This window comes from Natronococcus sp. A-GB1 (genome assembly GCF_029688845.1).
Classification (GTDB): Archaea; Halobacteriota; Halobacteria; order Halobacteriales; family Natrialbaceae; genus Natronococcus.
Map to the genome: position 1 here is coordinate 1 of NZ_JARUKW010000031.1, position 20,360 is coordinate 20,360.

Sequence of the window (20,360 nt, forward strand, 5' to 3'; positions counted from 1 at the left end):
GTACTATGCTACGACGATAGCGACCCACCGTTCCCTGTTATCGTATGCGAGACGAAACGGCCGTCGCACGATCTCCAATTGGAAGACGTAGATCAACTAGAGACGTATATGGCTGGTGTGGGTAGCGCGGAATATGGGGTTCTGACGAATGGGCACGAGTTCCGTCTGTACGAGTACAACCCGGATGACAGAGCCGTTCGCGCTGTTGATGACTTCGAGGTTGAGGACGTGGCGACTGCTGACGAATTAAGTGCGGATCTGCAAGAGTCATTGGATAAGTTGGACGTTCTTCGCCGTGACAGGTTCGTCAACGTCGGTGATGCAGAGTACTTCCGTGAGCACGTTCGGGAAGTTTCGGTCCAGTATCAACCAGGAACAGATGACGAGGGTTATGAGCTGTTCGTAGACGCGGTGAAGGATTCTCTCGACGAGTTGGCTGACGTGATGATGAACTTCTTCGATGACTATCAAGAACGCCCAGAGGGGTCCTATCCACGAGATTTCCTCGAATCGACGTACCCTGACTGGCAGGACTGGAGGGAGTATACTGGGAAGAGCGACGATGCGAAGAAAACATTCTGTCGTGAGACGGCATACATCGTCCTCAACCGTGCTTTGTTCGCGCGTATCGCGGAGGACAAGGAGATCGTCGCCAACACGAGATTGTCAGGCCGTGGAATGGCTGAATCCGTTGAACGCGATGACGATAATCCCTATCTCGAAGCGTTGATGGACACCTACGACCGTATCGACGACCACTACAGCGATCTCTACGAGCTGGGCATCTTCGATTGGTGGTGGGTGAGTCGCGATAAGCGAGGGCGATTCGGTTCAGATGAGAAGCGTCGTCAAAAGCAGTTAGAAGAAGATCTGGACTATACCCTCAGCGTCGTGTTGAAACGGTTGAATCGGTTCGATTTCGAATACGTCAACCGAGATATTCTCGGCCACGTCTACGAGGACTATCTGCCGAAGCAGGAACGGAAGGAACTCGGCGAGTACTATACCCCAATTGAGGTTATCCGGTTTATGCTGGACAACACCGGGTACAGGCCGAGCGAGGGCATAGGCCAGCAGAATATTCTCGATCCGGCGTGCGGAAGTGGGGGTTTCCTCACAGAGGCGTGCGATCGGCTGATACAGCACTTCCAACAGAAGTTCGGGAAAACAAGCGTTCACCGACTTGACGCCGAGGAGGCGCGAACTATCTTGGATCGAGCACAGGATAACATCTACGGCATTGACATTAATCCGTTCGCTGTCCACATCACACAAATCAACCTATTGTTCCGCACCATCGACTTGTACGACAAGGTGACGGAGAAAGACCCACACTACACGATGGACGGGTTCGAGGTTCACGTCGCCGACACGTTATCGCCGACAGTGCGCGAGAAGCAGGAAGGGAATACGGATAACGACGGGCAGCAGGCTCAGATCCAGCAGTTCGCTGACTACAATGGCCGAGCACAGGCGTTTATTGAGGACAGGAACGAGGTTGATCGAATTAAGGATGAAGTGGAGTTCGACGTGGTGGTAGCAAATCCACCGTATGTGAAGACACAGAACATCACCGGGCCAAAAGAGGAGTACGCAGAGAGATATTCATCCGTTGACAGTAAGTCGTTCGATATCTATGTGCCTTTCATCGAGCGAGGAATGGATTGGGTTTCCGACGACGGCAACCTTGCGTACATCTGCCCCAACCGAGTCCTAACGCATGAGTACGCAGAAGATATCCGAGACCTAATTGCGGAGGAACCAATCACTCATCTGATCGACTTCAAGGACGTAGAGGTGTTCGACGCGGCCACACCGTACCCGTGCATCTTCTCTATTGACCGAGAAGAAGATCCTGAAGAGGACGTGAAGTTCGCCCGTTTCGCTGAGGAGCGCGAAGGCGTATTGGAGGAGATTTTTCGACTCAAAGAGTGGGAGACACCAACCGGCGTGAACGAGTACGATCTGTTCACCTACCCGAAGGAACGGATGAGAGAAGACAACTCCGACGAACACCTGCCGAGCTGGAAACCAATGCCGAATACGGAGCGGCAAGTGTTCGACGCTATAGTAGAAGGCGGAGATAAGCGACTCGGCGAAATAACAAACTCGGTCTTCCAGGGTTTGATCACGGGATGGAACAAGGTGTTCGTCGGCGAAGTCGTCGGTGAAGCAAGCGAAGATGGTGTTGTTCAGTTCCTCCGAGAGGGTGGCAACGAACCCGAGCCTATTGAAGAGGAGCTACTGCGACGGTTGCTGAAAGGAAGTGAAATTGATCACTGGGGTGCAGACTGGGAAGGGTTGTGGTTGCTCTTCCCCTATGAAGTCGAGGATGACGGCACTGAACTATTGACTAAGCAGAAGTTGAGGGAGGAGTTCCCAAACACGTGGAAGTTCTTCGAGAATCACGAGGGCGAGTTGAAGGGCCGCGAAGGCGGTAAATGGGAGAACAAGGAACAGTGGTGGGCGTTCGGGCGAAGTCAGAACTTGTCTAAGATGGAGCCAGACAAGATTATGACAAATATTATGAGCGACTATAACCGCTTCTCTGTCGATACTGAGGGTAAGTACTACTTCCTCGGCGGTGGGAACGCCGGCGGGTACGGGGTTGATTTGAGGGAGGAGTATGCCCCGTCGTCCGAGGATCACCTCTACTATGCTGCGATTCTGAATTCAAGTGTCGTGGAGTTTTGGCACAAACACATCGCTTCCATCTTCGGCGGGAAGTATTACAGTTACAACAAGCGGTACTTGGAGCCGCACTCAATTGCTCTCCCGGAGAATTCGCCGGATGAAGAGATCCTCGAAAAGGCGAGACAGACCAAGGCTACGAGGGAGCAGATCACCGACTTGGAGTACAAGACATCAGACGTGCGCAACTACCTCTCTGACTACAGCCGCTCGGCTGCGATTCTTGACCTCGCCCAGTCCATCGATCTGTCAGATGACGACTATCGTCAAGGACCGATTCGGCAAGGTGAAAAGATGGATGCCGAGGGGACCGAAGAGGTGTATCAGGTGGTGATGAAGCGTGGGCACTATCTTGAGTTCGATGATGAGAGGATACGTGACTTTGTGTATGAATTGTTGACTGCTCAGGAACGGCGTTTCACTCGGTCTGAAGTGTTGAATATGGAGGTTCCATCACTGGATGACGTGCTGGAGTTGATGGACGAGTATCGTGGTGATGAGGAGCGGATAGGTGAGTTGGGGGATCGGTTTGATGAGTTGTGTGATGAGTTGGATGAGACGATTCTGAGGAAGGCATATGGATTGGACTTAGATTCAGAAGAAGTAGTTGATGAGTTCTTAGAGGTTTGGTAGAGTTTGTACTGTATTTGTATTGGATACTACAGTATAAATATAAATATGAATGATAATCGTTCTGCTTCGAGTTTTCGGAGTTTTACTTTCACGAGGGGAGGCGCCTCGAACGTGAGGATATCGAATAGGACCGTCTCAGATACTTATACTTCTGTTTTTACCCTGTAAGCAGGCAAGTACCCGATTACAGGGTCAGTGAGATGGCAACGATCTATCAACCACTCTCAGTCACTCAGCGTGGAACTCTTGGGCGGGGCTGAACTCAGTGAGTTCCTCGATTCGGGCCTCGAGATCGTCAATCTCCTCACGTAATTCGGCGGCTTCAGGCTCATCACTGGCCGCTAACTGATCTTTGAGACCTTGGAGGCGCGTCTCTTTCTGCTCTTCATCAACGTCCGCTTTCCGAACGTATTCCCGATCCTCGATCTCGTAGACATCATTTCGACTGAGTTCGGTTACCTCGACCGCTTCGTCAACCTTACTGGAATCAACGCTGGTGACACGCTCACGTGGGATCCCGGCATCTTCGAGGGTTGCCAGCACCTCTTCTTCCTCGCGCAATGATTTGTACGTCCGACTGGTCCGCTGGACAGAGCCGAACTGGGCATGAATCGGCTGATCGTGGTGGACTCGCTCAAGCAAAACGTCAGCAACATCTTGGCGAAGGTCGTCAGCATTGCGCTGGACGTCGGATAACAGCGTATAGAGATTCACCAGTGTGGATGTCTCCTGGCCAATGAGATCGGAGACGTCGTGGCGTTCGAGGGCGTCGGTAAGGAGCAGTGCGTCAGCGTAGACGGCAAGGTCAGGTTCTGTTCGTTCAGTCTCTGTCTCGGTTTCCGGAGCCCGAACGAGCTGAGATGGGCCCGGTTGCTCACTCTCACGAATCAGTCCCTCGCGCTCATCGATCTCGAATCGGGGATGAAGACTCAAGACCGCAGGGTAGGGATCGGCGTCAGGGGGTAATCGCTCAAGGTCAAATGAGTCAGCTGCATCGCTGATTCGGTGTGCAAGCGTCTCGAACTGGTCACGCTGGAGCGGCCGCTTCTCGTCCGAGTCAGGGAGTTCGATGACGATTCGGTGCTCCTGAACATCTGTGATCTGAAACGGCTCATCCGATAATGGCATCACCAGTGTCGCCTCATCCCCTAACGCCTCACACTCCTTGAGCAGATTACTCCAGGTCGACTGAAACGTCATTACTCAGGGATAGGGGAACCAACAGCGAAAAACTCTGTCCTAAATGCTGCTTCTCGAGCAATTCAGTCTCTCTTATCTGGCTCTGTACGAATGAAAGCGCCGGCTCGAGTTTCTCCCTATTGCTCGCGAACGTCCTCAGGGAGACACGTTGCACGGGCGCGCTGGATCTCCAGCCACTCGAGTTCGAACTGTTCGCGTTCGGCGTTGGTATGCAGTGGCCGTCTCATCTGTCCGCTCCCCCGAAGCGACAGCTCTCGCGGTGGCCGACGACGTCCCGACTGATCGACTCGAGTGCCTCACGGCCACAGCAGCGACAGCGATAGTACCGTTTGCCGGTCGGCTCGCCGTACTTATCGAACTCTGGGAATGGACCTTCCCATGGATCGCTCTCGCTGTCTTCGAGAATCTCAGCATCGTCCGCAGCCTCGCGAACAGTGAGTCCGCCGTCAGTCGCGATCGCCTGCTCGCTCGAAGCCTCATTGGCAGCGTCGTTAACGCTCGAGACGTGCTCACCAAGACTTGGATCGACATCAACACAATCAGTGTTCGGAATTGTGCGGTAGCCCGTCGCGAACTCGACTCGACGACGGTGCTTGCAGCGAGGACGATCTTGTCTCCGGTCATCCCAGCATTCGCACTCCCCGAGCAGCGTGTTGACGGCGTAGCTATTCCCACTCTCGCTGACGACCTTGTATTCGCCCGGGTTTCCACGGACATCACCCTGGTCCTCGAGCACAGTGAGGTACTGTTCCAAGGCGCGGCAGTCGCGTTCATCAAGTTCGGTGTCGGTGCTTTCTTGGCTTCGGGTAGCGTTTTTGCTCATTGCTGTTTCCTACAGCACTTCGGCGGGCGTCTCCAGCGCCCGTCGGGAACTACTCCCGATCAGTGCTTACTCTATTCTATGCACTGGTGCCTATTAATAGTATGCACTAGTGCAAAGCTATGCCTTGGTGCATAGTTTTAGTATGCGGGGACGCATAGGTTGATGTAGAATGGCAATAGAGACGGGGTCGATGGGACGGTACCGGGCAATCATGACAGATACAGACCGAGAGCACATTACCGGCGAGAGTAAGCCGGAACAACACCAGCAAGATCAGGCGGTCTATCGGGTTCGAAAGCGGATCAGAGAGGAGCTACCGAAAGATATCGAGGTATTGCGAGAAGAGCGACCCGACGTCCTCGAGGAGCTTCAAGAGGTCGTCTGTGAAGAAAGAGTGTGAGGGAAACACTTACCGGGTCTCAAGATAATCGATGAAGCAGTCAGGTCACGATACCGAATCACGGCGTCGTGACTATGCGAGTAGTAACGTCCGGGGGTGGCAGCCCCCGAAGTGTGCGTCCACGAACCACAACGCGGACAACGGAGTTCGAATGAACTTGGCCGACGACGTGATGTCGTCTACTTGGTCCTTGAACGGGCCGAGTAAAAGACTTTTCGTCGGCGGTCGCTGTCTGCAGTGTGGATTTGGGCGCGTTAACCCACCCAAACCACAGAAATGACGAACGCGCGAACGACGTCAACCGACGAACCGAACACGAATAAACCCACTTCAAGCAAAACTACGGATCGGATCGACTGGAGCGTCCCGAAGAAGCCATGGGACGATTTTCAGGACCATCTCACTCGGAACCGAACGAGCGTCGGGGCCTACGAACGGCCGGAGCTCGAGCGAGCAATGATCGAGTACGCTGACCTCGACGATTCTCCAGAATCGATTGTCGATCGGCTTGTCCGAGCTGCCGGCCGGCGGCCGAAAGATATTGAGGACAGCGATCCGGTGACCAGCGACTCGCTGGCGAATAAGGAACGAGTGAGAGTGCAGAAAGTTGTCGATGCTGACGTCGCAAATGGGTTCCGAGCGAAGGTAGAACAGAGCGACGACACATACGGTGTCGAACTCGGTCGGGCACTTCAGAAGTATCTCGAGGACGATCGTCAGTCCCGTCTCAACCGAAAGCTTGACCGGATTGTCGACGACGCTGAAGGCCTACTCTCGACCCTGGCTGATTCTGACGGTGATGGTCTCTCAAGTGTTGAGCGGACAACGGTCGCGATTGTAACCGAACTCCCAGACGTATTCGATGGCGAGACGCTCGAAGAGGCGATCTGTAAACACGCCGGACACAGTGATAACCCGGCCAAACAGACTATCGAAGAGTACCGTGAGCGTGTAATCAGTCACCTTGGCGACGACGTCAAGCGCTACGACGATGAGGACGGCACCACAGAGTACCTCCCGCCGAAAGTCTGGAGACAGAAGATCGTCGGCGACGTGATCGACGCTCTCGGAGGCGATCGCTCTTTCAACACTGCACCAGCATTTGACCGCTCCGACGCCTGCCGTGCACTCAATGCAGCTGGAATCGAGATCTCCGAAGAGAACCGCGAACAGGTTAACGAGTTCGTCGAGCAACTGATTGATCGCCTCGGGTTCGAGTACGACGAGAACGCTGACGCATTCCGCGCACCAGAGGACATCAGTAGTGAGAACGACCTCGAGAAGAAATCGGGAGCCGGATCTTCGCTCGAAACAGCAGATTATGAGGACGTCCAACAGGACAGCGGCGACATCGAAAGCGAGGATAAACCCGAGATGCCAATCGAGGAAACCGAATGGTTCTCCGAAGCCGTCGAGTCGATCGTTAATGCAGATCGAGACCTCGTTGCTCTCTGGGAGTCAATGGACGTTGAATATGCTCGCGAGTCGATCGCCGGTCAGATCGCCGATGCTCGAACGGATGCGAGCACGGAGAGTATTGCTCTCGACGAGATCGATGCCGTGGTCGACGAAATCGGACTAACACTCGAGGAGTACGCGAAAACGACTCGAGCAAGCGATGGGAGACAAGTAGCTACTGACGGCGGATTAGTGAACGAATAGTCACCCAGTCCAACGGGGTCGAGATTTGGACCGATAGAGAATTCTATGAGCGGTGTGTTCGAGGATTTACTCTTTTCGATCAGTATCAGCTACACTTTTCAATAGCTGTGTTACGTACAGGGCAAGCAGTTGCCGAAACGGTGATCAAACTCTCTGATAGCTGTCAAACTTTGCCTGCTGCATACAGAGCATTAGTGCAGCACGACGACTTGGTTTTCAGATTGTAGTTGTGACCCTATAGTCGGTAGAAACCGAGAACAGAAGCCGATCGGTTCGGTAAAGACGTGGAGTTCAGGCGATAACCCATCCGGACACTACGACGAGCCCGCCGACGAGTACCAACACGGAGGGGACGAGCCACCGATCCAGCCAGTCAGGAATGCCGTCGGTAGTGAGGCGAGATACGGTTGCGAGCGCGGCGAGAAACACGACCCCAGCACCGATCAGGTAAACAGTGATGATAAGTATCAGTTCGGCTGGCGAGAGGGTAGCGAAAAATGGGATGAAGAGAGCGATGTTTTCGCCGCTGAGACCCAGTCCTGCGGCAGTCACGACACCGATACGTCCGAGAGAGTTTGGCACGAAGGGTACCTCTTCGACCGTCGTTTCTGGGGGCTGGCGGAGTAGTCCCCATAGCCCCAAGCTGAGGGGAACGAAACCAAGCATGAACGTCCACTCCTGGAGTAGCTCGGCAGCAAGAATCGTCCCGATGACCGCCGCGCCCAATCCGCCACAAAAGCCGACGTAATGCCCAACAAGCACTTCCCAAAGGTGGTAATCGTTGTCCGCACAAAAGGCGCCGATGACGATTAGCGTGTCAATATGGGTTAGGACGAACAACCACACGCCCACAAGCAGAACAGCTTCCACAGATCCTAGATATGTCATATCCGATTTCTATAATTGTTTCTCTACGAAAGCCCTGATCGTTGGAGGATGCCGTGACCGGCACTCATTTTCTGACTCGTACCGTATTGGCGTAACGCCTCTCACACGCCCCAGACGCGGACTCACGCCCCCGGCAATCCAAGCTCAATCCGACTGTTCTGCCAGACTGAACTACACACCCGTATTTACCAGCTATTACAACGTGAATACCTGAATGTACCGAAGCCTCTTATATGGATGGACGATGTGCGCTCTGTATTCAGCAAGGAATTCCGAATATTACTCAATATTGATAAAACACCAACCATTCAATAAGCATATCTACGTAACGGCTAGGACGTGTCTGAGAAAGAGGGGTTGTCTGGGCTTGAGTAGTGATGGAGAGCGTCGACACTACAAGTTTTTTCTTGACTCAGCATTCCGAGGACGAGAGAGTGAAGATAGAGAGGACGAGATAGAGCAAAGAACAGGAGGTTCGTGACCGGACAAAGCAGAACAGGACGAACTGAACATCTGTAACCCAGCAACCTACCCTCACTGAGTTAGGGTTCGGATGGTTACACCACCACCACCACCCTAACCCAGTGAGGGTAGGGTGGGGGGTTGCTGGTTACCAGCAACCCCCCTTTGCTGTCTTGTTTCTCAGCAACCGCGTCCTCAGCTTCTCTATTAGCTGTTCATCTTGGTCAATCTTTGAGCGGGACTTCTTCGGAGGGGTGATCAAAAAGAAAATCTTTCAGCAGATTTTGTAGCGGAGGTACCGTTGCTTCCGTTCCTCCTTAGGAATTGATAGCGGTAGATTACTCGCGCAGGTTCACAGTATTGGCTGGGATATCTCCGAGAAGTGCTTATCAGTTGCAACCAACTCGGCATCCAAGCTCCGAGCAACACCAGTGATCAACGTATCCGGTGCTGGAATCGGCTCTCCACGATCGAGAAGCTCTGAACGGATATCCGCGGCTTCGTGAGCACTCAATTCTATCGCTGGGGACGATACGTCGCCGTGAAGTAGGTTTGGCTGGAGAACTATTAGTAGACGACGACAAGAGAGTGAATTCTCTTTTCGTCCTGCCGGCAGACTCCAGTTTTCACACCACTATTTTCGCTATACCCCTTCTCCTACCGGTTGCCTATTTTGATAGTTTCCACATCTTTTATGACTGTTCCATACAATACGTTTTGTATGGAAGAGACAGCCAAAATCAGTGTTGCCCAGCAGAAAGGTGGTGTCGGAAAAACAACGGCGGCTATCAACGTTGCAGGCGCTCTCAATCAGCGCGGTCGGGATGTTCTCCTAGTCGATATCGATCCACAGGGGAATGCGACGGAAAACCTGGGGATGCCAGAGGTCTACGATGAAGAGCCCCCCACGCTATTCGACTGTCTGACTGACGCAGAGATGCGCTCTCATGTGACGGAGATCGTTCGTGAACATGAGGAGATGGATGTTATCCCGAGCAATATCGATATGACCGCAGTCGAACCAGAACTCACACTCTCGCGTCGTAGCGGGGAGCAACTCGACGCTGTGCTCGAGTACGTTGCAGATGACTATGACTACGTCATCATCGACTGTCCGCCCAACCTAGGGAACCTCACCGACAACGCGTTATATGCGGCCCAGAACATCCTTGTGCCAGCGCTGGCGGAGTCGACCAGTAAGCGTGCGTTCGAACTGCTTTATGATCATGTTGATCTGCTCGAGACAGATTACGAGATCGAAATCAACGAGGTCGGTGTCGTCATCAACCGGATCGACGTCCGGAAGAACCAGGCCCAACAGATGGTCGATTGGATCAACCAAGCCTACGACGATGTCCCGGTCTGGGAGATTCGTGAACGGGCGGACATCCAGTACGCCCTCGAGAGCGGGACCTCAATCTTCGAATACAATGATGAAGCCGACGTTTGTGAGGCCTTCCTGAACATTGCGGAGAGTCTCGATTCGCAGTTTGGATTTGCATCGCCGTCGGACTCCGAGGTGGTCGAAGCATGAGTGATCGTGCTAGTCGGCTTCGTGAACGACGCAATCAATCCAAGGAGAAGGCCCAATCGCAGGTCGAACCTGACTCGGACTCAGAAGATCGAGAGTCCCAGGAGTCTGAAGAATCCAAACCGTCCAAGACGTCTAAAACGGAAAAGACATCCAAGACAGGAGAGACAGACAGCTCGCAGGAATCAACGTCACTCAAAGATGAGCAGGTTGGCACCTACCTCTACCTTCCAGAGGAACAGCGAGACGAGATGAACTTTCGCTACAAGATGATCTCCGCAGAGTATGAGCGAGAGTTCGGTGAGAGCCTCGAGAAGAACCGCCACTACTACCCGCTCGTGATTGAATACGGCTTGGATTGCCTCGAAGATGCCACTCCCCAAGAGGTCCGCGAGATGCTTGAGGAACTCGAGTACTGAGGTAGTGCTGGCATCCCCGCGGGAGTAACAGGAGAGTGCTATCGAACTCTTCGCACACCCGGATAACTCCTCGGGGAAATACCCGGTAGATTACCCTATTACGCTATGCTCTTGCTCCGTCACCTGACGTCCTCGAGAGACTGATACCTCTTTGATTCCTGTTTCGACTGGCCTATCCTCCCGGTGGTTAGTTCAACCCACTCTATGTATTCGCTTGGGTAGATAACCGACCATATTATTTATTGTTCTATGGTCGTGTATGGTCGTTATGAACGAATCTCAGCAAAGCGAGGGATCAGACTCGATCGAGGACGTCCGTGATCGACTCGGGAGCACTCGCCGCGGGATCCTCAAGGCGCTCCGAGCGGTCGGCGGCGAAGGTGATACATCGACGGTCCGGCAAACGACTGGAGCCGAAATACCCGAGGGAAGTGTCCGGTATCACTTCCGGTGGCTGGCCGATGAGAACCTAATCCGTGAGGTAGATCGAGAAGAGGTTAGCCACGGCGGCCGGGACGTGATCGTTTGGTCGCTGACCGAGAGCGGTGAGCAGCTGCTCGAGGCGATCGACGAGGAGCGGGGTCGGGAGGATCGGCCGCAAACGATCGAGGGACTGAACGACCGGATCGACGAGCTGGAGAACGACCTCGAAGCGATAAAGAGCGAGTTCAATCGTATGGCTGACCTTGTCGAAGATCACCACGAACGCTTGGAGGGGTAGAGGGTGTCATAGAACTACTTCCGTGAATTATTTTCACCCCCATTTTGCTGAACCAGCCGCTACGTAGAGATGCACACGTACCTTTTTCCGCCTCGGGATTCCTCACTGCGTTCGGAACCGCTCGGCGCAAAAATCTACGCTAAAAAGGCCGCTCGCTCCCGATGGTCGCTCACGGGTGCTGCGCTTGTGGCGCTACCGCAGTGATACCGCCTCCGCCTGTACGTACCGCTCGTCGGGTAATCGAAGAGGGGTATGCGAACCGTATCTGTAAACACCTTTCAGAGACTCAGAATCTCGAGAGTAGCCCGCTGTCGCCGCCGTCCCGATCCGCCGTCTCTTTCTCGCCGGCGCTGTCGTCCTGGAGCTCGTCGTCGCGATCGCGGCCGTCGCTGTGGTCGTCCTCGAGGGACGTCTCACCGTCGGCTCCCAGCGAAGAGAGCGGGACGGTCATCCCGTCAATATAGACCTCCAGGTCGTCGGCGGATAACGTCTCGTCGTCCTCAGTCGACGGAACGACGACGACATACCAGCCGTCGCCGGGCTCGGGAACGGCACCGTCGCCAAACTCATACTCGGGAATGATCGGTGTCTTGATCGTTCGCATGTCCTCGGTAGCCTCGTCGCCGACCGCTGGGTAACGTTCGACGTCCTCGAAGATACTCGCGGCGTCAGGGAACCGAGCGTGTACGTCGCCGGCGCCGTCCCGGAGGACGTACTCGCCGGTCTCATCGTCTCGAACCCACACATCTTCGCGAGCGCCGTTGCGATACACCCTTTCGCCGTCGATACCCAGGGGTCTGAGGTTGTAGAACCGGGTTTCACCGTCGACCGAGTGGCGTTCGCGAGCGCCTCGAGGCTCGTCTGCGAGTGTCCGCCAGACATTATCGGCGACGTCCTCCCGACAGAGGAACAGACAAGCTTTGTCGTCGTTCGCGGCACTCGAGAGGTTCCGGACCGTCTGACCCTGCTTAGTGCTCCCGGTCGACTTCTCGGCTTCGAGGATCGCCTCACGACCGTTTGTTAGTTCGTCGACTGTCGGGTGATCCCCCCGGAAGGTCTCGAAGGCCTCGGCGATCGCCGCGGGATCGGCGTCGGCACCGATCTCGAGCAGCGGTGTCGGATCAGCGGTGCCGTCGGGAAGGCTCTTCTCACCCTCTCCTTGTTCGGCGATCGCGACGTCGAGACCGAGTTCGTTCAACGCGGGGTATGCATCTCGGAGCACGAGCGAATGCAGGGCGCCGCCGGCACTCTCGTCGTCGCCGACGTCCTGGATGCTCGAGACTACGTCGTCGCCGACGGATAGCCACAGCTCCCCGTCTCGTTCGTTCTCGGAGAGTTTCGAGTCGGGAATCGGCTTGAGAACGTTTCGCCAGAGCCGTTCGCGAGTGTCGATCCGGTCGGCTTCGAGACGGTCGGCGACAGCGGCGCGAATAGCGTCCTCACACTCCTCGAGCGGGACATCCCGGTCGTTCCCCTCGGATCGGAGTGCAGCGTCGTACACGGCCTTCGCGACATCCTTCTGGAGCTCCTCGTCGCGGACCGACCCGACATCGTCGGCACTGTCCCGGAGTAGAATCTCGCTCTTGATCTCTGCGGTCGTGCGACGACGTCGACCGTAGCGTTTCTGAGACTCGGCGATCAGCTGCTCGGTCTCACGTTCGTCGCGCGTCTCGAGGACGTCGAGCGCAGGCTCGAGTGTCTGAACTTTGAACGAGTCGGTCTTTTCATCCCGGTCGTCGTGGGTCCGCATGAAGATCCGGTACTTCGAGAGCTCGAGGATATCCTTCGCCTCTATATCCTCGCTATGCTGAGGCGCAACGGCAGTCGCGTCTTGTGGATCGCCGACGTCGAAGGTGAGGAACGTCTTACAGTTGCCTTGGATCGCCCGGCGAATCCCTTCGGGAATCCCTATGTCGTCGTCGCTTCCGGTCTCAAGGTTCTGAGCCGCGAGCGTCAGCGAGAGCCCGAACGAGCGGGCCTCCCGAAGGATGTTGTGTATCTCGCTTTCCTTCGAGACGATTTTGTCGAACTCGTCGATCACGCAGTAGAACTCCGGCGGGTCGGGCTCGCTCTCGGAGTACGTTTGCTCTCGGATCGCGACCCAAATGCGTCGGATCAGCGCCGTCGCGATCATACGCTTTGCTGATCCGGAGCTCGAACGGTTCCGAACGACTATGATCTTCCCGTCGCGAACGGCGTCCTCAATGGAAATGGTTGACGTTGGGTGTGAGACGATGGATCGGGTCGTTCCGCTCTCTACCCACTCTTTTAAGCGCCGAATCAGTGGCTCGAGCTCGTCCTGATCCATGTCGGCGACGACGTCCTGAGCGTAGTCCTCGATCCACTCAATCCGTGCCTCACTGAGCATGTCGGCGTAGCGCTGTCGGCCGTTCTCCTCGAGGAGCGCGTAGTAGGCGTCGAGTAGCGTCACGCTTCGGTCAGTCCGAACCTGCCACTCGGCGAGACCACGGACGACGTTGCGGGTCACACCGGACATGCGAGCGCCCCATGCGGCATCGGGACCGGCCGACTGAGCAAGCAGTGACTCGAGGTCGTCGGCGAGCGCTTCAACGGCGCTCTCGAAAGACTGAGAGTCGGGGTCGGGGTTCCGGAGCGGGACCTCGAGAAAGTTGAAGCCAACTTCATACTCGGCGTCGGCGCCGATATCCAGAAAGATCAGGTCGTCCTCACGGCCTTCCGGGAGCAGCGAGATTATCTCGTCGGCGTCGTCGCCTTTCGGGTCGAAAAAGAGCCCGCCGTGACCACGCTGCATGATCTGACGGAAGTAGTTGATCAACAGCGTCGTCTTACCCATACCGGTCGACCCGCTCACGAATTGGTGCACGTTGAGCGTCTCAGGGCGAACGCCGGCTTCGACGCCGTTCCGAGTACCGAAGCCGTACCAGATAGGCGACTCGCGGTCGGTCTCAGTGAGCATGGCTCGTTGCTTCTCGCTCTGTGGTGAGGTTGCTCGGTCGAGCCCGACCTCGTCGAACGGGAACCGCGGCGTCCTCGGGGGAACGCCCTTCCCGGCGACGGTCATGGAGTAGTCGGCCTCTTGTGTGTTGAGGTCGGTCGGGACGTGACAGACGCCCGCTGTCGAGTCGGTCGAGAAAACCATGTCCCGATCGACCCACTCCCGAGCAGCGGCGCGCTCGAGGAGCTTCGGAAGCTTCCGCCGGGAGTAGAACGCTGGCTCGAAGCCCTGCTCATACTTCGAGTTGTAGAACTTGCGATACATCCCAGCGGTCTCACGAACGCGAGACACGGCCTCGTCGGGATCGCTGGAGATTGCGAAGATTCGGATGTTAAGATGGAATCCTTTCTTCCCGTACTGATCAGCGACGACTTGAGCGGCCTTGTTGTGACCGTTCGTGTCTATTTCTTTTGCGAAGCCGCCGCGCTCCTCGTTCTGTGCAACGATATTTCCGATTTCCTCGGCGAACCCACTCGCGTCGAACCTCGTTACTGGGTTCTGGAGTTCCTCGAGAGTATCGGGGATCCCGGAGAACCAATTCTTCGAGTCGCGGCTCTCTGTCGAGAACGCCGGCCGGAGAACGAACTGAACGATCACGTCGGCGTCGGCCGTCTCGGGAGCCCCCACCATTTCCGACGTAATCGAGTCGTAGGGATCCTGCTCGAAGTGATCCGGGTCAATCTGATAGTGCTTGATCGGTCGGTAGTAGTTGCTATCCCGGAGCTCGAGGTGAGCGCCGGCGACGTGATCACCGTCCTCGAGTTCGGCGAACGCCGGAGCCGATTCGACGACGTCCGAATCTGGATAGTACGTTTTGAGCTGTCGTAGGAGCCGCCGACGACTGTCTTGATCGCCGGGAACGAACCGGAACTGAAGGATCTCCTCGTCGTCCGTGTAATGGAGCTCGAAGGTCTGTGGGGGTGAGGCGTTCTTTCGGTCGAAGAGCCCGCCGTGATCGACGTCGTGAAGCGAGTTGAGTAGTCGCTCACCGCGCTCAATAGCATCCTCTCCGCGGTAGGGGCGGATCCCTAAGACGGGTTGCTCCTCGTCGGCGACTGTCTCACGAATCTGTTCGGCCGTCTGTGCATCTATCTCGAGTGCCTTCGGTGAGTTTCGGCTGAAGAGTCCCATACGAATCGAACCTCGGTTAGTCGTCCGCCGCGATCGCGTTCGGTTCCGTCTCGGTCACGTCGTCCTCGAGGACGTCGTCGCCGGGTTCGGCCGGGAGCTCCCAGCGCCAGTCGTCCGTCTGTTCCTGGAGCCACTGGTAGGGGTCGTCGCCGTGATCGGTCGGATCGTAGCGAACGAGCGAGAACTCGCACGGATTGAGCGAGTCGTCCATTTCAACCCGGATCGGATAGGACCCCTTCTCGTCGACCCGGAGCAGCGCCTCGGAGTAGCCCTGTCCCTCTTTCCCCGAGGCGGCGTCCCGAACGTAGTCGACCTCGGTACTCGTGAGACCGAGTTCGTCGCCGAGACTTCGGTCCATTTCTTTGAGGTACTGGTAGATCTGGATAGACATGTTATCGAGGATAACCTCGGAGGTGTCCGTGAGTCCGCCGTCCTCGGTCGTTGCGAGGAACTCGCTGATCGTCTGAGTCGAGAAGACCACGGAAAGGTCGTAGTGTCGAGAGTGGCGAACGGCTTGCTTGAGGAAAGCGAGGTCGCTCGAGTGCCGAGTCATGTAGTGGCTCTCGTCGATCGCGAACATCGTTTTCCGGTCGGATGTCTTGGTCTGTTCGTAGATCTGCGAGACGAGCAGTTGCATCATGAGCCCGCGGTTCTCGTCGCTGTTGTAGCGCTGAAGATCGAGGTAGACGACGTCGGATCCCTCGAGGCTAATGTCGGTCGGCTTGGTGAGGTTGTGGTAAATCTCGCCCTCGTCGAACGCCTGGATATCGTTGTTTATGATATCGATCGCCCGCTGCTTCCAGTCGCCGATCGTATCGGCGTCTTCGTCAAGAGCCTTGTCGACAAAGTTCTCCGGCGAGTCGACCATTCTCCGGAGAATCTTGAAGACGTCCTGGAGCGTCGGCGGCTCCTCACCGAAGGTCACGGTGCCGTCGCGCTCGTGGTAGCCTGCACGGTCGTAAGCTGTACTGATCGCACGCCGCCAGACACCTTGTTTCCGACCGAGTGAGAGCCCTTCCTCGTTCTCATAGTACGTCTTAACGAACGACATAGCCCGGACTTTTGCATCCGAGACAGGGGTGTATTCGTCGTCGGTGTTGGCTCGGTCCTCGTCGGCCTCGAGGTGTAGCGGGTTGATGTTCGTCGACCCGCCGATCACGACCCGATCGCCGTCGAATATTTCGGTCAGCCCGGCGAACTCTTGGAGCGGGTCACAGAGCACGAGCCGAACGTCGTCGTTCGTGAGTTTCTGTCGGGTAAGTATCGTCTTGAGCGTCGTCGTCTTGCCCGACCCGATCGTTCCGAAGATCCCCATATTGTAGCCGGTCGACCGGCTCCATAGATCGACAAGCGTCGGCTCGTTGAGTTCGGCGTGAGTCCCGAATTCGACGCCGGTCGGCTCAACGAGGTTGCTCGAGACCCACGGGAGTAGCGCCGCGAGACCGTCGCCGGTCATTTGGACCGAGTCGTGAACGTCGTTCTTGCACGCCGGTGCTGCGGTCTGCCATCCCCGATCCTGATTGAACGTGAGCTCTTTCGCCGCGGCGTTGAGTTCCTTGAGACGGCTCTTTGTCTTCCGGACGACCGAACGGAGTTGCTCGAGGTCGGTCGACCGAATCTCAACGTAGGTGTTCGTCTCGAAGAGTCCGGTATCGGCGTGTTCGACCGACTGCTTGATGTCTCGAGCGGCTTCCCACTGTTCGACTTTCCGATCAGCGAGCGGCGAGTCTCGTTCCTCAGCGCGTTCGGCCTTGAGCCGGAGCGAGGTCTCGGTCGACTTGAGCCGCTGGAGCTCGTCGGCGACGTTCAGCCCCTCGAAGTGTGTCGAGACGGTCACCTGAACCCCGGGTTCGTCGAACGTAAGCAGGCCTTCGAGCATCCCGACCGGTGGGATTGCCGGCCAATCGCGGATCACGAGCGTCGTCGAGTGCGTATCGCCGTCGAGAGTAACGTGATTCGGCGACGACCGATCAACGACCTCGGGAGCGAGCAGTGACTGAAAGTTCTCCTCGAGCGCGTCGTCGTCGAGTGCAATCCCGGCGGTGCCGTAGTCCTCGGAGAGCGCCGCGACGTCGTCGCTGTCGGCGTCGTCTCGAGGCGTCGCCGTCTCGGACGGGTCCCGTCGGGCGTGACGCTCAGCGGCGAACGTGTGACCGTCACGGTCGGGACCACGCTCGAGGTGATCGTAGGAGAGATCCGGCGCGGGGTCCTCGTCGCCTTGATCCTCGAGCTCCGGGACCGGTGACTCACGGGCGACCTGCGAAAAGTCGTCGAACGCATAGACGTCGTCGGTCCGGTAGTAGTCAGCGAGGATCTTCGCGAACTCGGTCGACGAGAGCGGCGTCGCCGTAATATCCTCCAGGGTTTGCACGCTCGTCGCGACGTCTTCAACGCGGCGCTCGAGTTTATCGAGGAGTTCTCTCGTGTGCTCGGGAGAGCCGCGCTGTTTCTGGAGTTCGCGCCACTCGATAATCTGACCGACGCCGGGAACGTTCGCGAGCCCCCCGCCGTCACTCGAGACCGGCGAGACGGCCTCTTTGGGTTCGACGGCGACGACAAAATAGTGCTCTCGCCGCATGGTCGTATCCTGGAGAAGCCCGATCACGGCGGCACGTTCGCCGGCAACGTCCGCGAGCACCCGCTCCCGGAGTTCGTCTTGAGCGTCGGGAGCAGTGTCGGCGCCTTGGAGGTGAGTCTGTTCCTGATCGAAGAACCGAGCCCGTCGGTCCTCGAAGTCGACCGAACGCATGGGATTGTACCACTGAGCCGGGTACTCAACAGTTGACGCGAGCATGCGTGCGAGTCGGTTAACCTGTTGCTCCCAGTGGTCGTCGTCCTTGAGACTCATATTCGCCGGCGAGATATGCACAGCGCCGATCAGCGCACCGTCGTCACGTTCGACAGCGTAGCGCTGTCGGTACGATTTCTTGAGCGGGATTAACTCTTGAGTTGGTTCGTACTCGTCCGACCCAAGGATCGAACCCTTGATTCCTGGGAGTTGGGCGAACTTCCGAAGCTTCGAGGTTGGTGCTGGTTGCTCGAGGTCGCTGCTACTCGTGGTCGTTTCCGCATCGGCGTCGCTGGTAGCGTTCTCAGTCATGGATCAGGATCGGCTGTTGGGTGTAGTGGTTGACGAGCTTCTTCGCGTACTGTCCGGCCGTGATATGGTCCGGAGTCATGGCGATCGCGACGAACGCGCCGAACGCCGCCGCAAGCGTCGCCAAGAGGAGCACCCACCAGAACGGCCGGGGGTGCATAATCGCCGTCAGCGTGAACAGGGTGAGCGCTGGCGTCAGAAACAGCAAGAGCCCGAAAATCGAGAATCCCATCCAGTCGGGGCGCTCCGAGACGTCGCTAAGGACTTGTCGCTCTCGAGTCGCTGTACTTTCGTCGGTGCCGGTGCTATCAGTCGCCATTATTCTTATTCCTGTTTCGCTGTTTCATTCGCTGTGCAAGTGTCGTTGCACCGCTCGAGTCGCCGTAGTTCGACTTGATTTCTTTCGAGGAACTCGAGGAGCCGCCGGCCGACGTCCCGGAGTTAGATCCGGGGCTCGAAGACGACCGTGAGAGTCGACCTCGCATTGAGCTGAGTTGCGTCTGTGTCTTTTGGTAGGTCGTCTGTGCACGGTTCCGCGCTTGCTGTGAGAGCTCTCGAGGTGCGACCGACGTCTGTGGTTTCCATCCTTTCTGCGAGCGGCGCCGAACGCCACTCGCGGCGCTCGAGGCGGTCCCCATCATAACGCCGGTCACAAGACCCGGTCCCTGAGCCATAGCGTACATGATCGCGATCGGAACGAGGATCCCGGTGAGGAACATCCCGAATATGAGCCCGACGTTCGCGAACGAGCTGACGTTGAATCCCCAGTCGAGCTGATAGGCGGCGCCGAACATCATGGCGTTCGGCCAGGTCATGATCAGCAAGCCGATGTATTGCCAGAGACCGAAGGATCCGAAGCTTCGAAGCCGCTTGTGGGGTGCTGCGAGAGCGAGGATTAGCAGAATCGGGAACACGAACGGCATCCAGAACAGTAGCTGATATCTGAAGAAGTAGACGAATGCATAGAGGACGATTTTGATCCACCCGAACAGGTAGATCGATGCCGCGACGGGGGCGGCTGTCGACCCGAGCGTGAGCGAGCCTGTGATCGACAGTATCTCATCGCTCTCGGGAGCGAACGCCCATGCGATATCATTCGACAATTGGTGCATCCAACCGACAACCGGCCATGCGAAGATCAGTGCGAAGATCGCGACGACAAGCCGAATGATCCACATGTAGACCCGGTAGCTCCCGACGAGACTCGAGTAGGGGAGGAATCCGGTGAGCGCCAGGATAATGATAGACAGTATCGCGACTGTGAACGGGAGGATCATTCCCTCATAGATCGGTTCAAAGAGGGAAGCGAACGGCTCCTCAGTTGGCTGCCCGAAGATCCCGTTCCAACCCGCGTTTCCAGGCTCGGGGGTGCCGATGAGAACCTCGATGGATCCCTCCAGGACACCTTCGATAATCCCGACAGCACTGTCTTGGACCCACTCGAAGATTCCATCAACGAACTCGCCCGTACTCGGGACTGGGTTGCTCACCGACGGTGCCGCGTCAGACACCCAGTTACCCATACCGTCCTCGTCGTCCTCAGCGCCGGTCTCGTTCTCACTCTCGTTGATCTCGTTCCCAACCGCTGGATCGGTCGGGCCGATCGTTTCGTTCTCGTCGTCCGTCTCGTTCCCGACCGGACCCTCTTGTGCGAGCGCTGGCGCGACGAACGCGCTGCTCAAGAGTAAAACGGCCAGTAGGACGGCTGCGAAACGGGAAAATCGG

At 56.7% G+C, this 20,360-nt stretch carries 13 protein-coding genes; 6 read left to right on the forward strand and 7 right to left on the reverse strand.

Annotated elements, in window-relative coordinates; genetic code table 11:
• Window positions 1-117: 117 nt before the first annotated feature.
• On the forward strand, window positions 118-3,324 hold the full coding sequence (locus tag QA600_RS21570; RefSeq protein ID WP_345782048.1) for an N-6 DNA methylase: 3,207 nt from the start codon (window positions 118-120) through the stop codon (window positions 3,322-3,324).
• A 228-nt stretch (window positions 3,325-3,552) separates the two neighbouring features.
• On the opposite strand, the gene QA600_RS21575 is transcribed toward QA600_RS21570, so the two are convergent.
• Window positions 3,553-4,524 carry a hypothetical protein gene (locus QA600_RS21575; protein WP_278293997.1) on the reverse strand — a complete coding sequence of 324 codons (972 nt, stop codon included), beginning with the start codon at window positions 4,522-4,524 and terminating at the stop codon, window positions 3,553-3,555.
• Window positions 4,525-4,747: 223 nt separating this feature from the next.
• Window positions 4,748-5,347: a hypothetical protein gene (locus tag QA600_RS21580; protein WP_278293998.1), complete on the reverse strand. Its 600-nt coding sequence runs from the start codon at window positions 5,345-5,347 to the stop codon at window positions 4,748-4,750.
• Between the two features lie 211 nt (window positions 5,348-5,558).
• Between QA600_RS21580 and QA600_RS21585 the strand changes: the two genes are divergently transcribed.
• Together QA600_RS21585 and QA600_RS21590 are read left to right on the forward strand one after the other, a co-directional pair.
• Window positions 5,559-5,747 (forward strand): hypothetical protein, encoded by a 189-nt coding sequence (locus tag QA600_RS21585; protein ID WP_278293999.1) that lies wholly within the window; start codon window positions 5,559-5,561, stop codon window positions 5,745-5,747.
• 456 nt (window positions 5,748-6,203) lie between these two features.
• Window positions 6,204-7,409: a hypothetical protein gene (locus QA600_RS21590; protein ID WP_278294000.1), complete on the forward strand. Its 1,206-nt coding sequence runs from the start codon at window positions 6,204-6,206 to the stop codon at window positions 7,407-7,409.
• A 291-nt stretch (window positions 7,410-7,700) separates the two neighbouring features.
• Here the strand turns inward: QA600_RS21590 and QA600_RS21595 are convergent, their stop codons facing one another.
• Window positions 7,701-8,297 (reverse strand): cadmium resistance transporter, encoded by a 597-nt coding sequence (locus QA600_RS21595; protein ID WP_278294001.1) that lies wholly within the window; start codon window positions 8,295-8,297, stop codon window positions 7,701-7,703.
• 1,183 nt (window positions 8,298-9,480) lie between these two features.
• On the opposite strand from QA600_RS21595, the gene QA600_RS21600 reads away from it, so the two are divergent.
• The 3 genes from QA600_RS21600 to QA600_RS21610 all read left to right on the forward strand — a co-directional run bounded on the left by QA600_RS21600 (window position 9,481) and on the right by QA600_RS21610 (window position 11,430).
• Complete coding sequence (locus QA600_RS21600) at window positions 9,481-10,293, forward strand: ParA family protein (RefSeq protein ID WP_278294002.1); 813 nt, start codon at window positions 9,481-9,483, stop codon at window positions 10,291-10,293.
• Window positions 10,290-10,709 carry a hypothetical protein gene (locus QA600_RS21605; protein ID WP_278294003.1) on the forward strand — a complete coding sequence of 140 codons (420 nt, stop codon included), beginning with the start codon at window positions 10,290-10,292 and terminating at the stop codon, window positions 10,707-10,709. Before QA600_RS21600 ends, QA600_RS21605 begins: the two co-directional genes overlap by 4 nt.
• A 268-nt stretch (window positions 10,710-10,977) precedes the next feature.
• Window positions 10,978-11,430 carry a hypothetical protein gene (locus QA600_RS21610; protein ID WP_278294004.1) on the forward strand — a complete coding sequence of 151 codons (453 nt, stop codon included), beginning with the start codon at window positions 10,978-10,980 and terminating at the stop codon, window positions 11,428-11,430.
• Between the two features lie 286 nt (window positions 11,431-11,716).
• On the opposite strand, the gene QA600_RS21615 is transcribed toward QA600_RS21610, so the two are convergent.
• The 4 genes from QA600_RS21615 to QA600_RS21630 are packed head-to-tail and all read right to left on the reverse strand — an operon-like array spanning window position 11,717 to window position 20,317.
• A complete protein-coding gene (locus QA600_RS21615) occupies window positions 11,717-15,538 on the reverse strand; it encodes a hypothetical protein (RefSeq protein WP_278294005.1) in 3,822 nt (1,273 codons plus the stop codon).
• A 16-nt stretch (window positions 15,539-15,554) separates the two neighbouring features.
• Window positions 15,555-18,638, reverse strand: a complete 3,084-nt coding sequence (locus QA600_RS21620) for a DUF87 domain-containing protein (RefSeq protein ID WP_278294006.1) — start codon at window positions 18,636-18,638, stop codon at window positions 15,555-15,557.
• Window positions 18,631-18,954, reverse strand: a complete 324-nt coding sequence (locus QA600_RS21625) for a hypothetical protein (protein ID WP_278294007.1) — start codon at window positions 18,952-18,954, stop codon at window positions 18,631-18,633. The genes QA600_RS21620 and QA600_RS21625 overlap by 8 nt, the downstream gene beginning before the upstream one ends.
• Window positions 18,944-20,317, reverse strand: a complete 1,374-nt coding sequence (locus QA600_RS21630) for a hypothetical protein (RefSeq protein WP_278294008.1) — start codon at window positions 20,315-20,317, stop codon at window positions 18,944-18,946. Before QA600_RS21630 ends, QA600_RS21625 begins: the two co-directional genes overlap by 11 nt.
• Window positions 20,318-20,360: the final 43 nt, after the last annotated feature.

Coding starts and splice junctions, on each gene's coding strand:
- QA600_RS21610 (WP_278294004.1), top strand. CDS start 10,978: ATGAACGAATCTCAGCAAAGCGAGGGATCAGACTCGATCGAGGACGTC.
- QA600_RS21590 (WP_278294000.1), top strand. CDS start 6,204: ATGATCGAGTACGCTGACCTCGACGATTCTCCAGAATCGATTGTCGAT.
- QA600_RS21600 (WP_278294002.1), top strand. CDS start 9,481: ATGGAAGAGACAGCCAAAATCAGTGTTGCCCAGCAGAAAGGTGGTGTC.
- QA600_RS21580 (WP_278293998.1), bottom strand. CDS start 5,347: ATGAGCAAAAACGCTACCCGAAGCCAAGAAAGCACCGACACCGAACTT.
- QA600_RS21605 (WP_278294003.1), top strand. CDS start 10,290: ATGAGTGATCGTGCTAGTCGGCTTCGTGAACGACGCAATCAATCCAAG.
- QA600_RS21615 (WP_278294005.1), bottom strand. CDS start 15,538: ATGGGACTCTTCAGCCGAAACTCACCGAAGGCACTCGAGATAGATGCA.
- QA600_RS21585 (WP_278293999.1), top strand. CDS start 5,559: ATGACAGATACAGACCGAGAGCACATTACCGGCGAGAGTAAGCCGGAA.
- QA600_RS21595 (WP_278294001.1), bottom strand. CDS start 8,297: ATGACATATCTAGGATCTGTGGAAGCTGTTCTGCTTGTGGGCGTGTGG.
- QA600_RS21620 (WP_278294006.1), bottom strand. CDS start 18,638: ATGACTGAGAACGCTACCAGCGACGCCGATGCGGAAACGACCACGAGT.
- QA600_RS21625 (WP_278294007.1), bottom strand. CDS start 18,954: ATGGCGACTGATAGCACCGGCACCGACGAAAGTACAGCGACTCGAGAG.
- QA600_RS21575 (WP_278293997.1), bottom strand. CDS start 4,524: ATGACGTTTCAGTCGACCTGGAGTAATCTGCTCAAGGAGTGTGAGGCG.